A 24,134-nucleotide genomic window follows, 5' to 3' on the forward strand; every position below is an offset into this window, starting at 1 on the left:
ACTTTCCCCTCTCTCCCCGGCTCCCCGCCCATCCACCCAATGTCCTCCCCTGCCAGCCAAAGGTTAACTCCTTTAGGGAATGCTATTCTTGGCCTTCAATTTGTGCGTTACTATGGGCTATCCCCTGCTGCTACGGCCAAGGGAACCTGTGCAAAAAAACGCTGCATACTGCCAAAAATATGGGGTTTTGGCCCAATTATCGAAAGATGTGCGCCATTTTTTCCCTTTGCCCCTATATTTAGTTGGTCATTCCGTCTGCTGAGTTTTACGAGAGCATTTCGCCCAGGTCGTCCATGACAGCTTTCAACATGCCATCCGGGTCATCTCCCTCCTTTGAGAACGCCAGCGGTGCTCTACCCGATACGCCACCCGTGTTTGCCCTCAAGGAACTGGTGGCCCGGCTGCAGCGCGAGCAGTACAAAATTCAAGATTTACTCAGCTCGTTGGGCTTTGCCCTGCGCAGCCTCAACAATCTGAACCAGTTTCTAGAGCTGATTCCGATGATTGCCAGCCGGGTCACCGACGCCAGCGGCGGTGCTCTGGTATTGTTTCGTGCCGATGGTCAGGTACGCCTAGAGCGACTGCACTGCCAGAGCGAAGATCAATGTCAGGACGTGCGATCGGCGCTGGAGGCGGCTACGCGTCAGGTGACGGCTAGCTTTGAGGCGGCCCCCGAGAGCAGCATGATGTCAATGGCGCGCAACGCGATGCTGGCCCTCGATCGCCAGGTCAACCGTTACCTGGGGGACGAGTTTCAGCTTTTTGGTACCGCTATCATCGTTCAGAATGTCGAGCGCGGGCGGCTGTACGTATTTGGCCGCGACCCCGACTATGCCTGGACCGAGACCCGCCAAAAGCTGGTGCGGCTGGTGGCTGACCAGACCTCGGTGGCGATCGAAAACAACGAACTCACCTCGGCCTTGCGCAAAAAAGAGCGCCTCGATCGCGAGCTAGAGATCGGCGCCGAGATTCAGCTGCAACTGCTGCCCCGCGAATGCCCCGCGATCAAAGGTATGGATTTGGCCGCCAAGTGCCAGACCGCCCACCGGGTTGGGGGCGACTACTATGACTTTATTCCAACCACCTTTGAGCAGCTGCGCCAGACGGGCTCCCAGCAGACCGCCGCCGCCCCCTGGAGCTTTGCCATTGGCGATGTCATGGGCAAGGGTGTGCCCGCCGGGCTGATCATGACCATGATGCGAGGCATGCTGCGGGCAGAGGTGCTCAACGGACACTCGCCAGCGCGCATTTTGCAAGACCTCAACTTTGTCATGCACAGCGATCTCGAAAGCTCGAATCGCTTTGTGACGCTGTTTTATGCCGAGTACAACCCCAAGACACGGCGCCTGGCCTACGGCAACGCGGCCCACAACCCACCGTTTCTGTGGCAGGCGGCGACCAACACGATGACGCGCCTCGATACCCCCGGCATGCTGCTAGGGCTAGATATGACCACCCAGTACTGCGAGGCCGAGGTGCGGCTCCAGCCCGGTGACACGGTGGTGTTTTACACCGATGGCTTTACTGAGGCGGCGAATCCTCGGGGCGATCGCTTTGACGAAGAAAACCTGGAGCGCGCCCTGCAATGGGCCTGCCGTAACTGCACGTCGGCGGAGGAAATCTTAGACTACACCTTTGGCCTGATTGACCGCTTTATTGGCGGCGATCGCAGCAACGACGACGACATGACCCTGGTGGTGATGCGGGTGAAGCCCGAGCTACAGCTCAACCTATTTGACAATTAGGCCAACGCTGCCGATTGACAGCGCTAGACTTGAGGGGGCAGTCTGCCCTGGAGGCTCAGGAGCCCAGGTTGGGGCTCTGACCGTCTTCCAGTTGATCACTACCGTTCATTGCCACCGTTCAGCCATGTTAACGATTCAATTTTGGCGACCTCTGGGCCGGGGGGCTGCGATCGCAGGCATCAGCGCCCTTGCCCTGGGCTTGACCTCAGAATTGGTTGGCCCTGCATCCACCGCCGCTATTGAGTATGGCGACGGCACCGTAGGCTTCTCCTACCCGCCGCGCCTTACCGACAGCTACACCACCCGCAACCAGGTCGGCGACAGCAGCGCCACCTACTATCTCACCTTCGACTTTCCAGAAGCTGCTGAAGAACCCCTCGATCGCGTGGTAGTGCGGCTCAACGAAGGCTACGACCCTTTGTTTCGCTATCGGCTAGAGGCCATTGAAGCGTTTACCGATACTCCTGCCGGGCGGGTGCCGCTCCCCCTGGGCGAGCTGAGTCAAGACCGCGACACCCGTGAACTCACCGTTACCTTTGACCCGCCTGCTCAGCCGGGGATGCCAATTACCCTGGCCCTGCGGCCTGTGCGCAACCCGCGTTTTGGCGGTGTCTACCTGTTGGGGGCAACGGCCTACCCGGTGGGCGACTCGGTGGCATCGACCTTTATGGGCTACGCCCGGCTGAGCTTCTATGAGCGGGATGGCAATCGGTGGCCTTAGGGGTAGATGGGTGGATGGAGGGGCCGATGACGCCAGGCTAATGCCCTATGACTCTCGGTGACTCAACATCTGCGGCCTTCTTTGTGGCCCTGCTGCCACCCCAGCTTTTGCAGGATGAAATTACCCTGATCAAACAGGACATTGGGCGGCGGTTTGGCAGCAAAGCCGCCCTCAAGTCGCCGCCTCACATCACGATCCAGTCGCCTTTTCAGTGGCCGATTGAGTGGGTCGATGAGCTGGAACACCATCTGGCAAATTTTGCCCAAGCCCAAAGCACTGTGCCCATTCGGCTGGCAGGGTTTAGCGCTTTTGCCCCTCGGGTTTTATATATCAACGTGGTGAAAACCGATGAGCTGATGGCAATTCAGCCAGCGTTGCTGGCAAATCTAGAGGCGACCTGTGGCCTATGCGATCGCGTCGCCAAAAGCCGTCCGTTTATTCCCCACGTCACCGTCGGCTTTCGCGATCTGTCGACTGCCGCCTTTCATCGGGCCTGGGCCGAATTCAAAGATCGCCCCTTTGCCGCCGATTTTGTCGTCCAATCCCTGACACTGCTCCGCCACAACGACCAAAACTGGCAGATTTCCGCTCATTTTCCGCTACGCACGAGAACTAGTAGAGATAAAACCTAAAATTTCTGTAGCAATGGTTACAAAAAATAGATTGTCTTGACAAAACAGTGTTCCGTAGCCTAATATACAGAAGTAATCAGAAATTCGTTCATCTCTCTCTTTCTGGTCAGGTTAGAGTGAGACGGAAGTAGGGGTTAACCACCCCCCGAAGGAACGCGCCCCAATGTTCTGATCAACCCCTTGATCGTTTGGAGGCGACATTATGAAACTCACCTATCGCGGCGTTAGCTACGACTACAATCCCCCCGTTGTGCAAACCAACACAACCGATGATGTTGGCAAGTTCCGTGGCGTAGACATTCGGTTCCGCACCATTCAAAAAGCACCGGTTCAGCAAGCCACCCTAGACTTGGTCTATCGTGGTGTGGCCTATCAAACCGGCACCCCCGAGGCGGCACTTGCGCTTGAGCCCGTGGTTGTGGCTGCTCCCGCTGCAGCCCCTGCCGTGGCGACTGCCCTCAACACCGAAGACAAAGCTCGCATGAGTATGATGAACCGTCATCGCTTGGTGAAGCAGCGTCAGCAATCGATGTTAGCCCGTCTAGCCGCCGAAGCCGGTCTACCCGCCGAAGCCGCTCAGTACTGGAACCACATTCAGGGCAAGGTACACCCCAGCTTTTGGGCCACCTACAGCCGTGGCGGTGCTGCGGCTAGCTAAGTGCTTGAGTCAATAGCCAAAAACGCCCCTGTTGGAATCGCTCTAACAGGGGCGTTTTTATGTCAATCACACAGACCACAATAGGTTAGCCACCAGTGCCAACTTTCTGAGAGAAAATTCTTGCTAGAAAGATGTCTGTCAACATTACTATTCAGGGTTGCACTCACGGCGACCACTAGCCGCTATTGATTGATTCTTAACAGCTTAGAAGCTTAAAAGAATCTATAGATCAGGTTCTGGAGTACTTACGCAGAATTAACGATTTCTTGTATTCGGGTTAAAACTGCGCTAAAAAATAGCACGACTTAACTTCTTCTTAAATCACTATTGACTAATTATCGCGTTAAAAAGGTAGTTCGATTCAGCTTTGAATGCTCAAAAATTCATGTTTCAGGCAGATCCATGCGCCGGTAAACACGCATCTTTTGCGCTAGAGCTCAGGGCTCAAAGATTAACAATAAGCTGATTTTCTTTAACGAAATAAGTCCTTAGGCTTAATTTCCACTCTCAATCTTTTGTGGGATTATTCCTGTGGCAATTCGGGAAGAATTCGACTGCTGAGCTAAGAGGGCTTTGCGGGGGATTTTCATGCCTGTTTGCAGAGTGTTGAAATGATTAATTAGGAGAACCTTAGCCCATGGCTTTTGATACGACACAGCCCGCCCAGGTAAGCGGGCTGAATGGCTACACGGTTGATCCTCTGGTCACCATTGGCGATGAAATTAACGGCTATCTCCCCCCCGGCATTCCCGATGGCATGGGAGCCCTGGCGCTAGATGAGAATACAGTTCGGCTATTTGTTAACCACGAGTTGAGTAATACTGCTGGCTACGCTTACACTTTGGCCAGTGGTGCTGAGCTGACGGGTGCGCGGGTCAGCTACTTCGACATCGATAAAGCCACCCGCACCGTGGTGGATGCCGGAGCCGCTTACGACACCATCTACAATCGCGCTGGCGAAGTCGTAGACGAGGCTACGGATCTAGAGTTTGAAGGCATAAACCGGCTGTGCTCAGCTCAGCTGATTGAGGCCAACCAGTTTGGCGACGGCAACGGCTTGGCCGATGCCATCTTCTTTACTGGCGAAGAGACTAATGGTGGTACTGAGTTTGCCCTGGATGTAGCGACTGGCCAGCTCTGGGCTGTGCCGTGGATGGGTCGTGCCGCCTGGGAAAGCGTGACCGAACTCGACGCTGGCACCACCGATCGGGTAGCGCTGCTGATTGGCGACGATCGCGAAGCTGCCCCCCTGCTGCTCTACGTGGGCGAAAAGAACGCCGTGGGCGACGACAGCTTTTTGGACCGCAACGGCTTGGCCCAGGGCAAGCTCTACGCTTGGGTACCCGACAGCGGCGTAGATTCTCCTGATGACGAGGATACTGCCCCGGACCCAACGGGCTTTAACGGCACCGGCAATAGTCAAGCGGGCACCTGGGTAGAGCTAGACTACTATCGCCCTGATCTCGCCAGCGAAGACGGCTCTACTGGGTACGATTCCCAGGGTTTTGCTACCCAGGCCCAGCAAGACTCTCTCGCCTTTGAGGTGGCTGGAGCGTTTCAGTTTTCTCGGCCTGAAGATGTCGCTACCAACCCCGCAGACGGTACCCAGGTCGTGCTGGCTTCGACTGGGCGAGGCGCGCGCTTCCCTGAGGATAACTGGGGCACGACCTACAAGATCGATGTAGACTTCAACGAGTCTGGTGACCCGCTGACGGCCCAACTTGACATTCTCTACGATGGCGACGATGCAGGCAGCGGCCAGTTTGCAGGACCAGACTTTGGCCTGCGCAGCCCCGACAACCTCGACTGGTCGCCAGACGGCAACATTTACATTCAGGAAGACCGCTCTACCGAGGTCGATCCCTTTGGGGTTGCATCGGGTGAAGAGGCCTCGATTTGGAAGCTCGCCCCCGACTCGGGTGAACTGACCCGAGTTGCCCAGATTAACCGCACCACGGGTGTGCCCGACGGTCAGACCGATGGCGCGATCGGCGATATCGGTAACTGGGAATCCTCCGGCATTATTGATGTCTCAACCCTGTTCGGGGAAGACCCCGGTGAGCTGTTTTTGTTTAACGTGCAGGCCCACAGCCTGCGGGACGGCATTATCGACGCGGCCGATCTGGTGCAGGGTGGGCAAATTGCCTTTCTGTCAGATCCGGCTGAACTCACCGGCTTTGCGGCCCTTCCTGCCGATACCTTTGCCGAAGGCCCCAATGCTGGCGGCGATGATGGCACAGGCGCTCCGATTTCCGGCAACGGTCGCAGCGGCCCCTTCCAGGGGCAACCGGTGCAGGGCTTTAGCGGCGTACAGTTTGCCCCCGGCGGTGATGGTTCAACCTTCTGGTTTTTGTCTGACAATGGCTTTGGGGCTCAGAGCAACAGTGCCGACTATCTGCTGCGCATTTATCAGGTTGACCCCAGCCTGGCCGGGTCTGAGGGTGGAGATGCCAGCGTTGAGGTGCAGGGCTTTGTGCAGCTCAGTGACCCCAACAACCTGATTCCCTTTGACATCGTGAATGAGGGCACCGCTGAGCGGCGGCTGACCGGAGCCGACTTTGACATTGAATCTTTCGTGATCGATGGCAACGGCGAGATTTGGATCGGGGAAGAGTTTGGCCCTTACCTGCTGCACTTTGACGCCAACGGCGTGCTGCTGGATGCGCCCATTGCTACTCCTAACGTCAACACCCTCAATACGCTGAATGGACAGGATCCCTTAGTCATTGGCCACCGGGGAGCCAGCGGCCTTCGCCCTGAGCACACCCTGGCGGCCTACGAACTAGCGATCGAGCAGGGGGCAGATTTCATCGAGCCTGATCTGGTGGTGACTAAAGACGGCGTACTGGTGGCTCGCCACGAGAACGAAATCTCGGGTACCAGCGACGTGGCCGATCGCCCCGAGTTTGCCGATCGCCAGACCACCAAAATCATTGACGGCACCGAGTTCACCGGCTGGTTTGTGGAAGACTTTACCCTGGCCGAGCTAAAAACTTTGCGCGCCAAAGAGCGCATTCCTGCCGTGCGCCCCGACAACACGGCCTTTGACGGTCAGTTTGAAATTCCTACCCTGGCCGAAGTGATCGACCTGGTGAAAACCGTTGAAGCCGAAACCGGCCGGGTAATTGGCATCTACCCCGAGACCAAGCACCCCACCTTCCTGGCTAAGGAGGGTACTTTCCTGGACGGCACGCCCATCAATCTCGATACCAGCCAGATTCTGGTGGATACGCTGATGGCCGAAGGTTTCACCGACCCCAGCCGCATCTTTATTCAGTCCTTTGAGGTGCAAAACCTGATTGAAATTCAGGCCCGACTGGATGCCGAAGGTATCGGCGACATTCCCCTGGTGCAGCTCTACGGTGACACGACCGAAGCGGCTGAGCCGGCGAATGCCTTCTCCTTTCCCTACGACATTCGCTATAACGTGGCCCAGGGCAACGATTTGGCGGCTATCTACGGGCAGGCGTTTTTGGATGCAGCGGAAAATCCCCTATCAGCAGACACGGTGTACGCCGATTTGGACAGTGCCGCCATGCTGCAAGTGATGCGCGACATCTACGCCGAAGGCGCTGGCCCCTGGAAGAACAACATTCTGCTGCGGGAAGGGCTGGACACCCCGGTGGACGGCAATGGGGACGGCATCGCTCAAATTACAACGCAGCTGACCGGGGAAGTGACCTCGTTCATCGACGATGCCCACGCCGCCGGGTTACAGGTGCATCCCTACACCCACCGCAACGAGGAGAACTTCCTGACGCTGAATGCCGACGGTACGCCCCAAACCCCTGAGTCGGAGCTGGCTCAGCTGATCTCGATTGGAGCGGATGGGTTCTTCACCGACTTCCCGGGGACTGGGGATGCCGTGCGGGATCAGGTGGTGGCTGACGAGGTGCGATCGCCCCAAAACCCCGCCGTTCTCGCCGGGACAGCCGTGGCCAACCTGGGTGGCTCCAGGGGCTTTGAGGGTATGGCCTTTAGCCCCGATCGCGCCACTCTCTATCCCATGCTGGAAGGCACAGTAGTTGGTGATCCCCGGGGTTCCCTCCGCATCTATGAGTTTGATGTCGCTGGCTCTTCATTCGAAGGGTTGGTTGGTCTATATCAAATGGAAGCAGCCAACCACGCGATTGGTGACTTTACCCCCATCAACGATGACGAATTCCTGGTCATCGAACGCGATGGTGGTCAGGGTGAAGGGGCTCAGTTCAAGCAGATCTTCAAGGTTGATCTCTCGGATATCGACAGCAATGGTTTTGTCGGTAAAGAAGAAGTCGTTGACTTGCTGGCCATCAACGACCCCAATGACCTCAATGGCGATGGTTCAACCACCTTTGATTTCCCCTTTGTCACCATCGAAGATGTGCTGGTGCTCGATGCCAACACCATTCTGGTCGCCAACGACAACAACTACCCCTTCTCCGTGGGGCGGGGGCCAGATATCGACAACAACGAGATTATCGAGATCACGCTGAACAAACCCCTGAACCTGGATGCTCGTTTGGGTGTCGCCGGATTGTCTGGGGACACTACTGCGGAGCTTATTGACCTGACGGGTATCGACGGCGATGTCGCCATTGATGTTACCGTGACCCGCGAAGCGGCCTTCGATAACGTGCTGAGGTTCTACGAAACCGATGCCCAGGGGCGTGTGGATGGCCTGATGGTTGGAGATGCAGGCTATGGGGCTGCCGTTGCCGCCAACCTGCTCGATGTTGAGCTGTTTGTCGATGATTTGGTAACAACCGACGTCAACTTTACCCTGCCGGGTGGCGCTTACTACGCCCCCGTGCTGTTAGTGGATGGCAACACCAACAACCTGGCCACCAGCGGAGAGTCTCGGATTCAGCGCAGCGGCAACGTTTGGAGCTTTGAAGACCTGGTTGACAACGACTTCGACGACCTGGTTGTGACGCTCAACTCGGCTGAGCCTGGGGCGGCCTAGTTATAGCTGGCCGTGATGGCTTAGCGTTCAGTGCTTAAGCCTCCGCTTTCAGCTGAAAGCGGGGGCTTTTTGGAGTTTAGAAGCGGGGATGAATCTTGCTCGAGCCCTCGATGGTCTGTGGCTAAAGGCTTAGCAGACAAGCCAGCCGTCATCTGTAGAAACTTGGGAAGCCAAGATTAAAGTATCCATAAACTGCTCTTGATCTGTCAGGGATATTCTCAGCATTGGTGTGATCAGTGCATCTCCGGATTTAGAAGAATTACGGAAGCGATCGCATTGAGACAGATAGATCAGACAGGGTGCGATCGTCCTTTAGGACAGAGCTTTGAGCATTATCCTTGGCGTTGCTGTGCTGAAATTCTGCTGCCTGGTCAGGTCTTAACGCTTGGTTGAAGTCCCCCAGAACTAGAACCTATGGCTATTCGTTTTGCTACCTTCAATGCCTCCCTCAACCGCGCCACCGAAGGGGGGCTGATCACTGACCTATCGACACCAGACAGTGCTCAAGCCCAGGCGATCGCAGAGATTATCCAACGCACCAGCCCCGATGTCATTTTAGTCAACGAGTTCGACTTTGACGCCGCTGGAGACGCCGCCGCGCTCTTCCAGGAAAACTACCTGTCGGTATCCCAAAACGGCGTTGACCCAGTTGATTACCCCTACGTCTATGCGGCTCCTTCTAACACAGGTGTGCCCTCTGGCCTCGACCTCAACAACGACGGCACCGTAGGCGGCCCCGACGACGCCTACGGCTTTGGCTTCTTCCCAGGGCAATTTGCCTTCGTGATTTACTCCAAGTACCCCATCGTCGAAGACCAAATCCGCACCTTTCAGGAGTTTCGCTGGGCCGACATGCCCGGCGCGCTGCTGCCCGCCGATCCAGAAGATGCCGACGGTAACGGCGACACCGCTAGCTGGTTCACAACCGAAGAGCTGGCCGCGGTGCGCCTGTCCTCTAAAAACCACGTCGATCTACCGATTGAGGTCGGTGGCGAAATCATTCACGTGCTGGCCAGCCACCCCACGCCGCCCGTATTTGACGGCCCCGAAGACCGCAATGGTCGCCGCAACTTCGACGAAATCCGCTTCTGGTCTGACTACGTTAGCGGTGAAGACTACATCTACGACGACAGCGGTAATTTCGGTGGGTTAACAGCCGGAGCCAAGTTTGTCATCATGGGCGACCAAAACTCTGACCCCTTCGACGGCGACAGTATTTCGGGGGCAGCGCAGCAGCTCCTCGACAATCCGTTAATCAACACGTCGATAACCCCAAGCAGCGCTGGTGGACCTGATGCGGCCATCCGCCAGGGAGGTGTGAACGGCAGCCACGTTGGTGACCCCGCCTTTGACACGGCTGATTTTGGCTTCGATCCCGCAGATCCCACCACCGATACTACGCCCGGAAACCTGCGCGTAGATTACGTTCTGCCGTCTCAAAACCTAGGCATTACCGAAGCCCAGGTCTTTTGGCAGCCCAGCGACGCTCCGCTTTTCCCCCTGGCGGAGTTTCCTACCTCGGACCACCGCCTGGTGTATGTGGATGTCGAAGACACCCTGCCCAACGGCGTCGCCAGCGGCGACGTGACCCAGGACTCGGTGGTGCTCTGGGCTCGCAGCACGGTAGCTGGCGGCGTGACCTTTGAATACTCTACTGAGGCCGATTTCTCGAACCTGGCTGGCAGCGTGACGATTTCCGTGACCGACGGCATCGTTCCGGTCAAAGTCGAGGTGGATAGTCTGGAGGCGGGCACCGACTACTACTACCGCGTTACCGATGCCGCCGGAACCACCAAGACAGGCCAGTTTGAAACGGCGGCGGCGCTGGGTGAGCAAACCGGACTGCGGTTTGGCGTTTCGGGTGACTGGCGCGGCGAGCTATCGCCCTACCCCGCTATCAGCAACGCCGATAGGCAAGACCTGGCTTTTTTCGTTGAGCATGGCGATACCATCTACGCTGATTTTCCGTCCCCAGCGGTACCCCAGCCCCAGGCCACTACCCTGGAAGACTATCGGGCTAAGCACTCGGAGGTCTACAGCGATCGCTTTGGCAGCAACACCTGGGCTGACCTACGGGCTGCCACTGCCATCTACGCCACCATTGATGACCACGAAGTCATCAATGATTTCTCTGGCGGTGAATTGACTGGCTCAGATCCGCGCCTGCTGGAGGCTTTTCCCGGCGATGACCCTAACGCCCTGGTGAACGACAGCAGTCTGTTTGAAAATGGCCTGCAAGCCTTCCAGGAGTACAATCCGATTCGGGACGAGTTCTACGGCGAAACCGGGGACGATCGCACCGCCAACGAGCGCAAGCTCTACCGCGCTAGCACCTTCGGCTCCGATGCGGCCACCTTTGTACTTGATACTCGCTCCTTCCGCGACGCGCCGCTGGTAGCTCCAGATACCACCAACCCCGTCGATATTGGCCGCTTTTTGACCGAGTCGGCCACGCTAGATCGGCCGTTTCTCGGCGCGCCCCAGCTGGAAGATCTAAAGGCCGACCTGCTCTTGGCTCAGGACAACGGCATCACCTGGAAGTTTGTCATGGTGCCCGAGCCGATTCAGGAGCTGGGCATTTACAACGTCGATGCCTTTGAGGGCTATGCCCGAGAGCGCACCGAAATCCTCAAGTTCATCGAAGAAAACGGCATCGACAACGTCGTATTTATCGCCGCCGATATCCACGGCACCTTCGTCAACAACCTTACCTATACTGAGGAAGTGGGTGGCCCCCGCATCGCTACCGACGTGTGGGAAATCACCACCGGCTCCGTCGCCTTTGACGCCCCCTTTGGCCCCACCGTGATTGATGTCGCCACAGCGACCGGGCTGCTGGCCCCTGAGCAGAGGGCGGTTTACGATTCGCTGCCGATCGCACCGGATACCGACGACGTTCTCAACGATAAAGACGACTTCCTCAAGTTTGCCTTCGAGAGTCTCGCGATCGGTCCCGGCGGCTACGACCCCATTGGCTTGAACACGAACCTGACCGCAGATCAGGGAGTGATCGGCTCCTTTGACATCGAGGCCAATCTGCTTCAGGGCGATTACGTGGCGGCCCACACCTACGGCTGGACTCAGTTTGACATTGACTCCGAAACCCAGGCCCTCACCGTCACCACCTACGGCATTGAGCCCTACACCGAGGTCGAGCTACTGGCCGACCCTGAGGCGATTTTGGGCCGAACACCTGCGATCGTCAGCCAGTTTGAGGTATTGCCAACCGAGGTGGCCCCTGCCCCCAGGGCAGAGCTAATTGACCTCACCGGCCTAGATAGCAATGTTGCAGTTAATGTCACGGTGACCCGCGAGGCCAGGTTCAACAACGTGCTCAAGTTCTACCAGACCGATGCCCAGGGCAGTGTGGATGGCCTGATGGTGGGTGATAACGGTTACGACGCAGCGGTATTGGCCAATCTGGTCGAAGCTGAGTTGGCTGTCAAAAACGGAGCTTCTGCCGATCGCACCCTGACGCTGGCTGGCGGGGCATACTACGCGCCAGTGCTCCTGATCGATGGTGACATCGACAATCTGGCGACCCTTGGTCAATCGCGCATTCAGCGCAGTAATAATGTCTGGAGTTTTGAAGACCTAACCGACAACGACTTCAACGATTTAATTGTTACGATTAATTCGGTTGAGTCTGGGGTCGCCTAAACTATCTAACCGTTCATTTATCTAGCCCTTGTCTGCACAATGAGGACGAGGGCTTTTTTAAACCCCTTAGCGCACCGTTGTGTCGAGTCTCGGCGCACGGGATTAATGTTGTTTAGGGTCGGGAAAAACAGCAGGCGGTGCTGGCAGATTCAAGGGGGCCGCTGGCCGCCAATAAATTACTCTATAAGGTTGGTAAGATTGGGAAAAATAGCTACGTAAGGCTAGTTAAGCATCGTGTAATAGACTCGGGGTTGATTTCAGTATAGGTTGACGCTGAACGACCTGCGGCCAGCTTTATACCTATGTTCCCCGTGCGGGGAACATTTTGGTGATTGCCCTGAGGGAATGAAAACAGTTGACCTAAGGGTGTTTGGGGTTCCGGTTACGCGTCCCTGTTATCGTTTTACAGCCAACTTTTCGCTGTGTCTTCAAATCTTGAGAGATCACCCGTGCACCTAGGTTCCTTACCATCCTCTGGTCTGGAGAATGCAGTGCCGCTAGATTCCCAGGGTTCAAGCTTGTTTAATCTGGCTCTAGACGCCATGGTGATTGCCGACGATCGGGGCCAGTACGTTGAGGCTAACCCTGCCGCTTGCCGACTGCTAAACCTTACCCGCGATCAGATTCTAGGCCGTACCATCACTGATTTCTGTGTACGGCCTCCTGATCTGGACGTTGGTCTGGCCCAGCACCAGCTGCAAGGCGAAATGACCCTGAGAGGGGGCCATGGAGAAGCCCGGGTCGTTGAATATGTCACTACGCCCGATTTTTGTCCTCACTTTCATCTGTCGATTTGGCGGGATGTCACCCAATTTAGGCAGGCGCATGACCAGCTACAGGAAAACCATACCCGATTGCAGCCGCTGGCCCAGCCCCAACTCGATCCGACCCCGTCAATGTTGGACAGCATGCTCGACAATATTGACGGGGTCGTGTGGTCTGTAGAGTTGCCCACGATGGCAATTCAGTATGTCAATGCTGCGGTAGAGGGTCTCTCTGGCTATCGGGCCGAGGCTTTTCTCGATTCACCTGAACTGTGGCGGAGCCTGATCTACCCTGCCGATCGCCCCAAGATAGAACAAGGGTGGAGACAGGTGGGCTCCCATGCGCAGTTTGCGATCGAGTACCGCATCATTCGGCTCGATGGGGAGCTGCGCTGGGTGTGCGATCGCTCGCGGGTAATTTACAACTCCGAGGGAGCCCCGGTGCGGCTCTATACGGTCACCATTGACATCACCGAGCAAAAGCAAACCGAGGAAGCCCTGCGGCTGAGTGAAAGTCGGCTGCGGGCAATTTTTCACCAGGCGGCGCTGGGGATTAACCAGGCAGCGTTAGATGGCCGCTTTTTGCAGGCAAACCAGGCCTACTGCGCCATGCTGGGCTATAGCGAAGCCGAGCTCTTGCAGCTTCGGTACCAAGATGTTGCCCATCCTGACGAATGCCAAGCGACCGAAGCCGCCATCGCCAAACTCTATGCCCAGGAAGCGACATCGGTCAGTTTAGAAAAACGCTATATCCACAAAGATGGCCGCGTGATCTGGACCAACATAGTGTTGTCGATTTTGTGGGATGCCGATGGCCAGGCCGTTTCAGATATTGCCATTGTGCAAGACATCAGCGATCGCAAGCGTACCGAGCAGGCCCTGGCCGAAGAGCGGAGCCTGTTCATCAACGGCCCGACCATAGTTGTCCGCTGGGGAGCCTCGGCTGGCTGGCCCATTGAGTATATTTCGCCCAACGTGCAGACCGAACTGGGGTATGTTCCCAAGACCTTGATAGAGGAACAAGTCGCCTTTGCCGACCTGATGCACCCTGACGATGTGGAGCGCGTTCAGGCTGAGATAGCCGCTGCCACCGCAGCGCAAGCCCCCTGTTTTGCCCGGCAATATCGACTGCGCCACGCCAACGGCGAGTACGGCTGGATCGATAGCTTTACGCGGGTGATCTATGGGCCAGATGGCGCCGTCAGCCAGTTTTTGGGCTATATCCAAGACGTGACTGAGCGCAAGCGCACAGAACTCGCTCTACAAGAGAGCGAGGCCACCAAGCAGGCCATGCTGGAGGCTATTCCTGACCTGTTGATTCGCATCAACCGGCAGGGCCTCTATTGCGACTTTATCTCTGGTGGAGAGATTACCCTCTACCCACACAATACCGATGCTGAGATTCACTTTCCTCGGTCAATCTACGACATGCTGCCACAGGACTTGGCCGATCAGCGAGTGCACGTTACCCATCGGGCCCTAGATACTGGCGAGCGGCAGATCTACGAAAATCAGCTGGTTATTAATGGGGAGATTCACTACGAAGAGGCTCGTATTGTGCCGATCAACCCCCATGAAGCCCTGATCATGGTGCGGGATATCACCGACCGGGTCGCAGCGCAGCTGGCGCTACAGGAAAGTCAGCGGCGCTTTGAGGCCATCTTTAACCAGATGTATCAGTTTATGGGTCTGCTGACCCCCGATGGCATCCTGCTCGAAGCCAACCAAACGGCGCTGAACTTTGCTGGGTTGGAGCGCTCAGACGTAGTCGGTCGCCCTTTCTGGGAGACCAGCTGGTGGCAGATCTCTGAGGCTATTCAGGTGCAGCTCAAGCAGGCGATCGCCGCTGCCGCCCAGGGCGAGTTTATTCGCTACGAAGTCATGTGGCAGGGGGCCAACCGGCAGGTGATCACCATCGACTTTTCGCTGCGGCCTATTTTTGATGAGCATGGTCAGGTGGTGCTGCTGATTCCAGAGGGGAGAGACATCACCACCCGCAAGCAAACGGAGGAGGAACTGCGGCGCACTAAATCGATTTTAGAGCAGACCAATAGCGTTGCTCGGGTCGGTGGTTGGGAGCTGGATCTACAGCAGAGTAACTTGCACTGGACGCCGGTTACGCGAGCAATCCATGAAGTAGAGGCCGATTTTGAGCCTACCCTGGCCACCGCCCTTGACTTTTATCCGGAGGGGGCCAACCGCGATCGCATCATTGCCGCAGTCACTCAAGCCCGTCAGACTGGGCAACCCTGGGATGAAAAACTGAAAATTATTACCGCTAAGGGCAATTTTCGCTGGGTGAGGGTGCTAGGGCAGGCAGAGTTTAGGCAGGGGAACTGCGTGCGCCTGTTTGGAGCCTTTCAAGATATCGATGCCCAAATGCAAACAGAGCTACAGCTGCAAGCGTTGACCCAGCAGCTCCAGCAGGCGAATGGAGAACTGAACCGCATTGCCACTACCGATGCCCTCACCCAACTGGCCAACCGTCGCCATTTTGACCAGCTGTTGGCCCAAGAGTGGGCTAGAGCAGCACGCAACAAGACCCCCCTGGCGCTGATTATGTGCGACGTCGATCATTTCAAACTCTACAACGATCACTACGGGCATCCAGCCGGAGATCGATGCTTGCAACAGGTAGCTCTGCTACTCCAGGACCACATCCAGCGCCCTGGCGATGTGCTGGCTCGCTACGGCGGCGAAGAGTTTGTGGTGCTGTTGCCCAAAACGGCGCTCACGGGGGCGATCGCCGTAGCCGCCAGAATTAAAGCCAGCTTTGCCAAGGCTCAGTTACCCCATGGTTTTTCGCCCGTGGCCAACCACATTACCGTCAGTTGTGGAGTGGCCTCCTGTATACCGCCGGGGCAAAACTTAGCCAGCGAGCTGCTGGCCGCTGCCGATGCTGCCTTGTACCAGGCCAAATTAGCCGGTCGCAACCGATACAACATCGGCACCATGAATCCAGCTGATAATCTAGACTGATCCAGCCAAAGACACCTAAGACTATTCTTTCACTGGCCGTTGCAACCCAGTCTGGCTGAGCAAAGCTAAAGCTACCTCTTCAGCCCCCTCGCGCCCTCGCCAAGGGCCTTTAGGGACAATAGAGCGTATCGCGCGTATCGCGGCCCGTTACTGGATTGGTGCCAGTGGCCACGCTGCACAGCATTTTGTTGACTTTGGGGTCGAGCAGCACGTCGGTAAAATCGGCTCCGTCGATGATGACTTCGCGAAAATCAGTACCGAAGGCGTAGGCCCCTTCGAGAATAGCGTTAGTGAGGTTGGCCTGGTAGAAGCGCGCCCCGTCTAGGGTGGCCCCGGTCATATCGGCCCCTTCCATATTGGCGCGGGCCAGGGTGGTGTCAAACAGGCGCACCCCGCGCAGGTTGGTATGGCTCATGTCGGCGTCGGCCATGTCGGCACGGGTGTAGTCATTGCCGCGCAGGTCTTGGTTAGACCAGTCGCTCATTCTCAGGTTTTGGCGATCGTAGCTGGTGGCCTGGGCAGAGCTCACCCAGCCCAGGCAGAGGGTGACTGCAACCAGCACAGCAATAACAAACTGACCCAGACGAGAATGGCTAACCATAGCTCCTAAACTTGCTTACTGCCTACATGTTTGAGTCTACAGGTTGACCTGGGCCAAACCAAAATCTAGTCGGGCCAGTCGCTACTAAATTCTGGAATCGGCTGATTAATGCTGTAGTTATGGATGTCTGTCTTGCCTTGCTGAGCCGCCTAGAGCAGGCATCTCAGGTTGAACCCATTTGCCCCCAGGGTTGAGGAGTATTCGCTATGGCCACTGACTACGTTTTGTTTGTCCACGGAGTCAAGCACCGCCAGCTCGACGACTTTGCCCGCACAACTCAAGCATTGCTACAAACCGTACAGAGGCAAATTGGCCGCAGCGATCGCACGATTAAACCCATCGTGGTATTTTGGGGCGATCTAAATGTGGCTCCCCAGGCCGATCTGAAACAAGGCCTAGAGGCCTCACCCCAGTGGCGCAATCTCTGGCTGACCGACTTTCGCACTCAAGAAGTGCTTGAGTTTGCTGGCGATGCGGCTCTATATCTGAGTCGTCACGTGGGGGCCCAGGTCGTGCAGCGGTTTCAGCAGCAATTGCTGCCAGTGTTGCAAGGGTCACAGCCAGGCGATCGCCTCCACATCGTCACCCACAGCCTGGGCACCGTGATTTTTTTTGACCTGCTGTTTGCCACCCGCTGGGACGACCCCAGGCTGGATGACGACAATCGCACCCGTCAGACGCGTGCGATCGTCAAGCTGCTCCGAGAAGCGTTTTTTGGCCTGGGCCAGCAGCCTGGGGAGGGGATTCCCATCTCCAGTGTGCATACCCTGGGGTCGCCAATTGCTTTGTTTAGCCTGCTCTCGGTGACGGGCGACAGCACCCATGACTTGACCAAAGATATGCGATCGCTCTTGCAAAACCTCTACCACCAGCGCGGCCTGAAATCGCTGCCCTGGTACAACTACCTGCACCCCGGCGACCCGATCGCCTACCCCCTGCAAGGGCTAATGCCCCGGCTGATGGGCAACGCCCAGCTCTATGTGCACCTGCGGGATGTGATTACCGAGCATCGTGGACTGCCGATTACGGTAGGTCGGCTGCCGCTGCTCTGGGGCGGCGATGCCCACGGCAGCTACTGGAAAAGCACCACCGTGGTCAAAACTCTGACTGAAGCCCTGAAATAAAAAACCGGGTTTCTGAACCTGAAAGACCATCATTTTGGCGTATAAGCTCTTAGAAACCCGGTTTTCACCCATGCCCTAGGACTCAAATAAGCGAGTGAAATCACTATTTTCGGGCAGCTTCAGCCGGAAAATATCGGTTAGCACCGCCTCCAATTCATTGACCGAGGTGAGCTGGCGTTTTTCGGTCTGCCCGGTCATGTAGTGGGTAGCAAGCTGGGTATTTCGCAGGCCGTAGCGGCGTTGGCGAAGCCTGCCAAGTTGAGAGTCGCCGTCTACCCGAGCGACCATCAGGCCCGTCACAAAAATAGAGGCAGGATGGGTCGCCACATGCCAGTTGCTCACCCCATAGTCACAGGCATACTGCGGCTGCAAATCGAACTGGTACAGCGGTTTCCAGTCCTGGGCGATCTGCGCCTGGAGCACCCAGAACCCCTCAGACTGAATCAGGCGAAATGGCTCGTGGGGAGTCTCCTGCTCCACGTTGGGAATCAGCCGCAGCGGAGCGGTCAGGGTCAATCCCCCAAAGCCCACGTCCGCAAGGTAGGGTTCACCCTCCAGATCCACCAGCAGCACCATGTGGCTGCGGGGGGTGAGAGTGTCGGGGGGCAGCTGCCACAGCACCCGCGCCCCTAACCCCGTAACCTGAAACCCCAGGGTGGTCAGCACCGATTTCAGCAGTCCGTTTTGCTCAAAGCAGTAGCCACCCCGCTGCCCGTAAACTAGCTTTTGCACCAGCGAGGGGAGCTCTAGATCGACGGGCTGACCCAAAAACGAGCTCAGGTTTTCGAAGGCGATCGCCTGGGGATGGCGCTGGTGAATGCCTTGTAGGGTAGCGAGAGTGGGAGCGCGACTGCCCCCATAGCCAATGCGCTGAAAATAGGCCTCAAGGTCGTCAGCAGCCAGAGAAGTAGCCTGGGGCATGGGTAGTTTTAGCAACAGGGCTCTATAGTTTAATCGCTCTAGAGTGCCATCGCCCTAGGGCAGGTAGCGCCATGGGTCAAATGCATCGCCGTTGCGCCAGGGGCAGTTTCGGTGTTGAATCGTTCTGTTATCGTCCCTTTATAATGGGCATTTTGCGCCCCTGCCATGAGCGTCGTTCTCTACAACACCCTGACTCGCCACAAGGAACCCCTCGAAACCCTCGAGCCGGGTCGGGTGAAGATGTACTGCTGCGGCGTCACGGTGTACGACTACTCGCACCTGGGCCACGCCCGCTGCTACGTGGCCTGGGACACGGTGCGGCGCTATCTAATGTGGCGGGGCTACGCCGTCCACTACGTGCAAAATTTCACCGATATCGACGACAAAATTCTCAACCGGGCCAAGGCTGAGAAGTCCTCGATGCAGACCGTGGCCGAGCACTACACCCAGGCGTATTTCGAGGATATCGCCCGGCTCAACGTTATGGAGGCCGACGAGTACACCTATGCCACCAAAACTCTAGACGGCATTCAGCGGCTGATCAGTGAGCTAGAGCAAAAGGGCTACGCCTATCCCGCCAATGGCGACGTGTACTATGCCGTGCGTAAGTTCGACGGCTACGGCAAGCTCTCGGGCCGCAAACTAGACGACATGCAGGCCGGGGCCAGCGGTCGGGTGACGGCAGAAGAGTCGATCAAACACGACCCCTTCGACTTTGCCCTGTGGAAAGGTGCCAAGGAAGGCGAACCCTTCTGGGAATCGCCCTGGGGGCCGGGCCGACCGGGCTGGCATATCGAGTGCTCGGCCATGATTCGTGAGCGTCTGGGCGACACCATCGATATCCACATGGGCGGCAGCGACCTGGTCTTTCCCCACCACGAGAACGAGATCGCCCAGTCGGAGGCGGCTACGGGCCATCCCCTCTCTAAATACTGGATGCACAACGGCATGGTGAACGTGGGCGGCGAGAAGATGTCAAAATCCCTCGGCAACTTCACCACCATTCGGGATCTGCTGGATGCACCCAACGCCCCTAACCCGATGGCGGTACGGCTGTTTCTATTACAAGCTTCTTATCGTAAGCCTGTAGATTTTACAGAAAGCGCAATGCTGTCTGCTCAAGGTACTTGGGTCACATTACTACAAAGAGCCTTACTCTTTGGTTATCGTCAAAACTACAGTGAGGCAGACGGCTGGGACAGCAATTATTCAGAATGGACTCCAGGAATATTTCCAGCGGGTTCCCCTGAAAATGATCAAGACCTGTTGACCGAGCCCGTTGAAGCCTTCCAGAAGGCTATGGATGATGATTTTAATACTCCCGTTGCTCTTGCTGTAATTTTGGATTTAGCGAAGTCTTTGAATCGTGCTGCCAACTTAAGGATGCATGAAGGAAGTCCTGATGAAAGTCCTTTAGCACTTCAGCAACGATGGATAACGCTAGTTGAACTGGCGAAGGTTCTGGGACTTGAAGCAGATATCAGCGAACCTGGTTCTTCTGAGGATGGTTCTTCTCGTAACAACTCCTCACAAGAAGGTCTGTCAGATGACGAAGTCGAGGAGCTAGTAACCCAGCGGTGCGAGGCCAGGGCAGCGAAGAATTTTGCGGAGGGCGATCGCATCCGCGATCTGCTGCAATCGTCGGGCATTACGCTGATCGACAAGCCTGGGGGCGTGACAAAATGGCATCGCTAAAGCATCAATCTAAACTAAAAATAGGGCCATTCATGGCTGACTGGCCGTGACCGCCGCGAAGCACTTTAGCCTGTTTGGTTAAATCCATCTGGCCTATGCTCTACTCCAACGGTTAGCCATCACCGATTGCCAACTTCAGCCTCAGCACCCACCTGATATACTGAACGTCCAACCGTTACAAAAAGCAAAGCTTAAGCTCGCCTGCCACGGAGACTATGCAGCCAACCGATCCGGATCAATTTACCGCTAAAGCCTGGGACGCCATTGTTGAAGCCCAGGATGTGGCGCGCCGCTGCAAACATCAGTATATGGAAGTCGAGCATGTGATCATCGCCATGCTCGACCAAGAAGAAGACGGGCTGGCCCACAAAGTTCTAGCCAAAGCCAACCTCGACTGCGATCTACTGCTCGACGAGCTAGAAACCTTTGCTAAGCGCCAGGCTCGCGTGCGCCCTGGTCTCGACAGCAACCTTTACCTGGGCCAAAGCCTCGATCGCATGCTCGATCAGGCTAAAGCCGCCCAGCAAACCCTCAAAGATAAGTTCATCTCTGTCGAGCACCTGCTGCTGGGTTTTCAAGAAGACGAGCGCATTGGCCGTCGCCTGCTGCGGGGCTTTAATGTGGAAGGCCCAGAACTCATGGCCGCCGTGCAGGCGGTGCGGGGTAGCCAGAAGGTGGTGGACCAAAACCCCGAACAGCAGTACGAAGCGCTGGAAAAATTTGGCATTGATCTCACCCAGATGGCCCGCGATGGCCAGCTTGACCCTGTCATTGGCCGCGATGACGAAATTCGCCGGGTGATACAGGTGCTGTCGCGCCGCACAAAAAATAACCCGGTGGTAATTGGCGAGCCGGGGGTGGGCAAGACCGCGATCGCAGAGGCCCTGGCCCAGCGCATCATCAACGGCGAAGTGCCCGAGTCGCTGAAGGGGCGCACCCTGATTTCCTTGGATATTGGTGGGCTCATTGCCGGAGCCAAGTTTCGCGGTGAGTTTGAAGAGCGGCTGCGATCGGTACTGCGAGATGTCACCGACTCCGCCGGACAGATCGTTCTATTTATTGACGAGCTGCACACGGTGGTGGGGGCTGGGGCTGGCCAGGGCACCATGGATGCCAGCAACCTGCTGAAGCCCATGTTGGCCCGAGGCGAGCTGCGCTGCATTGGCGCGACAACGCTGGACGAGTACCGCAAGCACATCGAAAAAGATGCCGCCCTAGAGCGTCGCTTTCAGCAGGTGTATGTAGGGCAGCCCAGCGCCGACGACACAATTTCAATTTTGCGGGGGTTGAAGAAGCGCTACGAGTCGTACCACGGGGTCGAAATCGCCGACAGCGCCCTGGTGGCGGCGGCGGTGCTCTCTGACCGCTACATTTCAGATCGATTTTTGCCCGATAAGGCCATCGACCTGGTAGATGAAGCCGCCGCCAAGCTGAAGATGGAGATCACCTCCAAGCCCGAGGAGCTAGAGGGCATCGATCGCCGCCTGATGCAGCTGGAGATGGAAAAGCTGTCGCTGGAAGCCGAAAACGGTTCGGCCTCCGGTGCCTCGCGATCGCGCCTGGGCCGCATCGAGCAAGAGATTGCCGAGCTCCAGACCAAACAGCAGGCCCTCAGCGGCCAGTGGCAGGGCGAAAAACAGGCCCTCGACGCTATCAACGCCCTGAAAGAAGAAGAAGACCAGATTCGCTTGCAGATCGAGCAGGCCGAGCGGGCCTACGACCTCAACAAAGCCGCCCAGCTCAAGTACGGTCGACTGGAGGCTATTCAGCGCGATCGCGAAGCCCTAGAGGCCCAGCTGGTTGAAATTCAGGCTCAGGGCACCACTCTGCTGCGAGAGCAGGTGACCGAGGCCGATATCGCCGAAATTGTCGCCAAGTGGACGGGCATTCCGGTCAACCGACTGATGGAGTCAGAGCGGCAGAAGCTACTCCAGCTCGAAGGCCACCTGCACGAGCGAGTAATCGGCCAAGACGAAGCCGTCGAGGCCGTCGCCGCCGCCATTCGCCGGGCTCGGGCGGGCATGAACGACCAGGGCCGTCCCCTGGGTTCCTTCCTATTCATGGGGCCGACCGGGGTGGGCAAGACTGAGCTGGCCCGGGCCCTGGCTGAGTTTCTCTTCGACACCGAAGACGCGCTGATTCGCATCGACATGTCGGAGTATATGGAGAAAAACGCTGTGTCGCGGCTGGTGGGGGCACCGCCGGGCTACGTCGGCTACGAAGACGGTGGCCAGCTCTCCGAAGCCGTGCGCCGTCACCCCTACTCGGTGGTGCTGCTCGACGAGGTGGAAAAAGCCCACCCCGACGTATTCAATATTCTCCTGCAGGTGCTCGACGATGGCCGCATCACCGACTCCCAGGGCCACCGAATCGATTTCCGCAACACCGTGGTGATCATGACCAGCAACATCGGCAGCGACCTGATTTTGGAGCTGGGCGGCGACGACGACCGCTACGACGACATGCGTACCCAGGTGCTCAAGGCGCTGCAAAAGCAGTTTCGCCCCGAGTTTCTCAATCGGGTAGACGATCTGATTCTCTTCCACTCGTTGCGCAAGGCCGAGCTACGCAAAATTGTTGCGCTGCAGATACAGCGGGTGCAGCGCCGTTTGGCCGATCAGGCGATCGGGCTGGAGATGTCTGACGCGGCGATCGACTTCATCGCCCAGAGTGGCTATGACCCGGTCTATGGGGCTCGCCCCCTAAAGCGGGCGATTCAGCGGCTGCTCGAAAACCCCATCGCCACCCAGATTCTAGAGGCTGCCTTTACCCCGGGTGCCACCATCGTTGTGGATCTAGCGGAGGGAGCATTGGTGTTTAGCCATCGAGAACCCGACGCCCCAGAGCCTGAGCCTATACCCGAGGCAGAAGACGCCAAGGTGGAATCGACGGTAGGCGGCTAGTAGAACGGCGGCGACGCGGTGACTGACTCACGAGGGAACTCAGGGGGATACCCGGCTGGCTGGGGAGTTTGGCTACTGCCCAGCAATCCCGGAGGTCTCTGGCTTGCGCAGCAAAATCACGTCTTGCTCCAGCAGGGTGAGGTGGGCGGGCCACAGCGCCGCCAGCCACTCAAAGGTCTGCACCGAAAAGAAGCAAATATGGGTGCGATCGCGGTGGTAGTGCCAACCGGCAAAGGCGGTATCGTCGCGGGCCAGCTTGGTCATCAGCCCCAGGGTACCGCCCGGTTTCAGGCAGCCCCACAGTCGATCCAATTCCAGGCGCGGCTGGCGCAGGTGCTCGACCACCTCGGTGGCCGTCACAAAGTCGTACTGGTGATCAAACACCTGGGCATCGTTAGCGTAGAAGGGGTCGTAGAGGGCGACATGGTGACCCGCCTCTGCGAGCATGACCGACAGGGTTGGCCCAGGGCCAGAACCAAAGTCAAGCCCATCGCAGCCGGGGGCCAGACGGGCGATTAACGGATTGGCTAGGCGGCTGAGAAAACGACGATAGCCCTCATCCTGGGGAGAGTTTTGGTGCAGATCGTACTCGGCTTTTTCGGCTGATTGCGAAAGAAAATCGTCGGCATGGACAAAAATCAGGTTGCACTGGCCACAGCGGTAGTAGGTGCGTTGGCCCGGCCGAGCCTGGCACGGAGCATCGCGGTGTATCTCACGCCAGCGATCGCTATGGCACAGTGGGCAACGCAGCGCAATCATCGCCTAGGCCCAATATCCCCATGCCTA

At 57.2% G+C, this 24,134-nt stretch carries 13 protein-coding genes and 1 riboswitch; of the genes, 10 read left to right on the forward strand and 3 right to left on the reverse strand.

Features of this window, described 5'->3' with window-relative positions; all coding sequences use genetic code 11:
- The first annotated feature begins 293 nt into the window (after positions 1-293).
- The 7 genes from IQ254_RS11635 to IQ254_RS11665 all read left to right on the forward strand — a co-directional run bounded on the left by IQ254_RS11635 (position 294) and on the right by IQ254_RS11665 (position 16,104).
- Positions 294-1,745 carry a PP2C family protein-serine/threonine phosphatase gene (locus IQ254_RS11635; RefSeq protein WP_193966328.1) on the forward strand — a complete coding sequence of 484 codons (1,452 nt, stop codon included), beginning with the start codon at positions 294-296 and terminating at the stop codon, positions 1,743-1,745.
- Positions 1,746-1,869: 124 nt separating this feature from the next.
- Positions 1,870-2,466 (forward strand): DUF2808 domain-containing protein, encoded by a 597-nt coding sequence (locus IQ254_RS11640; RefSeq protein ID WP_193966329.1) that lies wholly within the window; start codon positions 1,870-1,872, stop codon positions 2,464-2,466.
- Between the two features lie 47 nt (positions 2,467-2,513).
- Positions 2,514-3,098, forward strand: a complete 585-nt coding sequence (locus IQ254_RS11645) for a 2'-5' RNA ligase family protein (protein ID WP_193966330.1) — start codon at positions 2,514-2,516, stop codon at positions 3,096-3,098.
- An 83-nt stretch (positions 3,099-3,181) separates the two neighbouring features.
- Positions 3,182-3,258, forward strand: a riboswitch (Glutamine riboswitch).
- 42 nt (positions 3,259-3,300) lie between these two features.
- Positions 3,301-3,756 (forward strand): DUF4278 domain-containing protein, encoded by a 456-nt coding sequence (locus IQ254_RS11650; RefSeq protein WP_193966331.1) that lies wholly within the window; start codon positions 3,301-3,303, stop codon positions 3,754-3,756.
- Positions 3,757-4,393: 637 nt separating this feature from the next.
- Positions 4,394-8,701: an esterase-like activity of phytase family protein gene (locus tag IQ254_RS33085; protein ID WP_193966332.1), complete on the forward strand. Its 4,308-nt coding sequence runs from the start codon at positions 4,394-4,396 to the stop codon at positions 8,699-8,701.
- A 414-nt stretch (positions 8,702-9,115) separates the two neighbouring features.
- Positions 9,116-12,361 (forward strand): alkaline phosphatase D family protein, encoded by a 3,246-nt coding sequence (locus IQ254_RS11660; RefSeq protein WP_193966333.1) that lies wholly within the window; start codon positions 9,116-9,118, stop codon positions 12,359-12,361.
- A gap of 491 nt (positions 12,362-12,852) precedes the next feature.
- A complete protein-coding gene (locus IQ254_RS11665) occupies positions 12,853-16,104 on the forward strand; it encodes a PAS domain S-box protein (RefSeq protein ID WP_313887429.1) in 3,252 nt (1,083 codons plus the stop codon).
- Between the two features lie 109 nt (positions 16,105-16,213).
- Here IQ254_RS11665 and IQ254_RS11670 read toward each other — a convergent pair whose 3' ends face one another.
- Entirely contained in the window at positions 16,214-16,705 is a 492-nt protein-coding gene (locus IQ254_RS11670; protein WP_193966335.1) for a pentapeptide repeat-containing protein, read from the reverse strand.
- Positions 16,706-16,911: 206 nt separating this feature from the next.
- Between IQ254_RS11670 and IQ254_RS11675 the strand changes: the two genes are divergently transcribed.
- The gene (locus IQ254_RS11675) at positions 16,912-17,829 is read left to right on the forward strand and encodes a hypothetical protein (RefSeq protein ID WP_193966336.1); all 918 of its coding nucleotides are present in this window, start codon (positions 16,912-16,914) and stop codon (positions 17,827-17,829) included.
- Between the two features lie 75 nt (positions 17,830-17,904).
- On the opposite strand, the gene IQ254_RS11680 is transcribed toward IQ254_RS11675, so the two are convergent.
- Entirely contained in the window at positions 17,905-18,750 is an 846-nt protein-coding gene (locus IQ254_RS11680; RefSeq protein WP_193966337.1) for an arylamine N-acetyltransferase, read from the reverse strand.
- A gap of 165 nt (positions 18,751-18,915) precedes the next feature.
- Between IQ254_RS11680 and cysS the strand changes: the two genes are divergently transcribed.
- Entirely contained in the window at positions 18,916-20,445 is a 1,530-nt protein-coding gene (gene cysS / locus IQ254_RS11685; RefSeq protein ID WP_193966338.1) for a cysteine--tRNA ligase, read from the forward strand.
- Positions 20,446-20,660: 215 nt separating this feature from the next.
- Complete coding sequence (clpB, locus tag IQ254_RS11690) at positions 20,661-23,348, forward strand: ATP-dependent chaperone ClpB (RefSeq protein WP_193966339.1); 2,688 nt, start codon at positions 20,661-20,663, stop codon at positions 23,346-23,348.
- A 72-nt stretch (positions 23,349-23,420) separates the two neighbouring features.
- On the opposite strand, the gene IQ254_RS11695 is transcribed toward clpB, so the two are convergent.
- Positions 23,421-24,107 carry a class I SAM-dependent methyltransferase gene (locus tag IQ254_RS11695; protein WP_193966340.1) on the reverse strand — a complete coding sequence of 229 codons (687 nt, stop codon included), beginning with the start codon at positions 24,105-24,107 and terminating at the stop codon, positions 23,421-23,423.
- Between the last annotated feature and the right edge of the window lie 27 nt (positions 24,108-24,134).

Origin of the sequence: Nodosilinea sp. LEGE 07088, assembly GCF_015207395.1 — a bacterium.
Lineage (GTDB): Bacteria > Cyanobacteriota > Cyanobacteriia > Phormidesmidales > Phormidesmidaceae > Nodosilinea.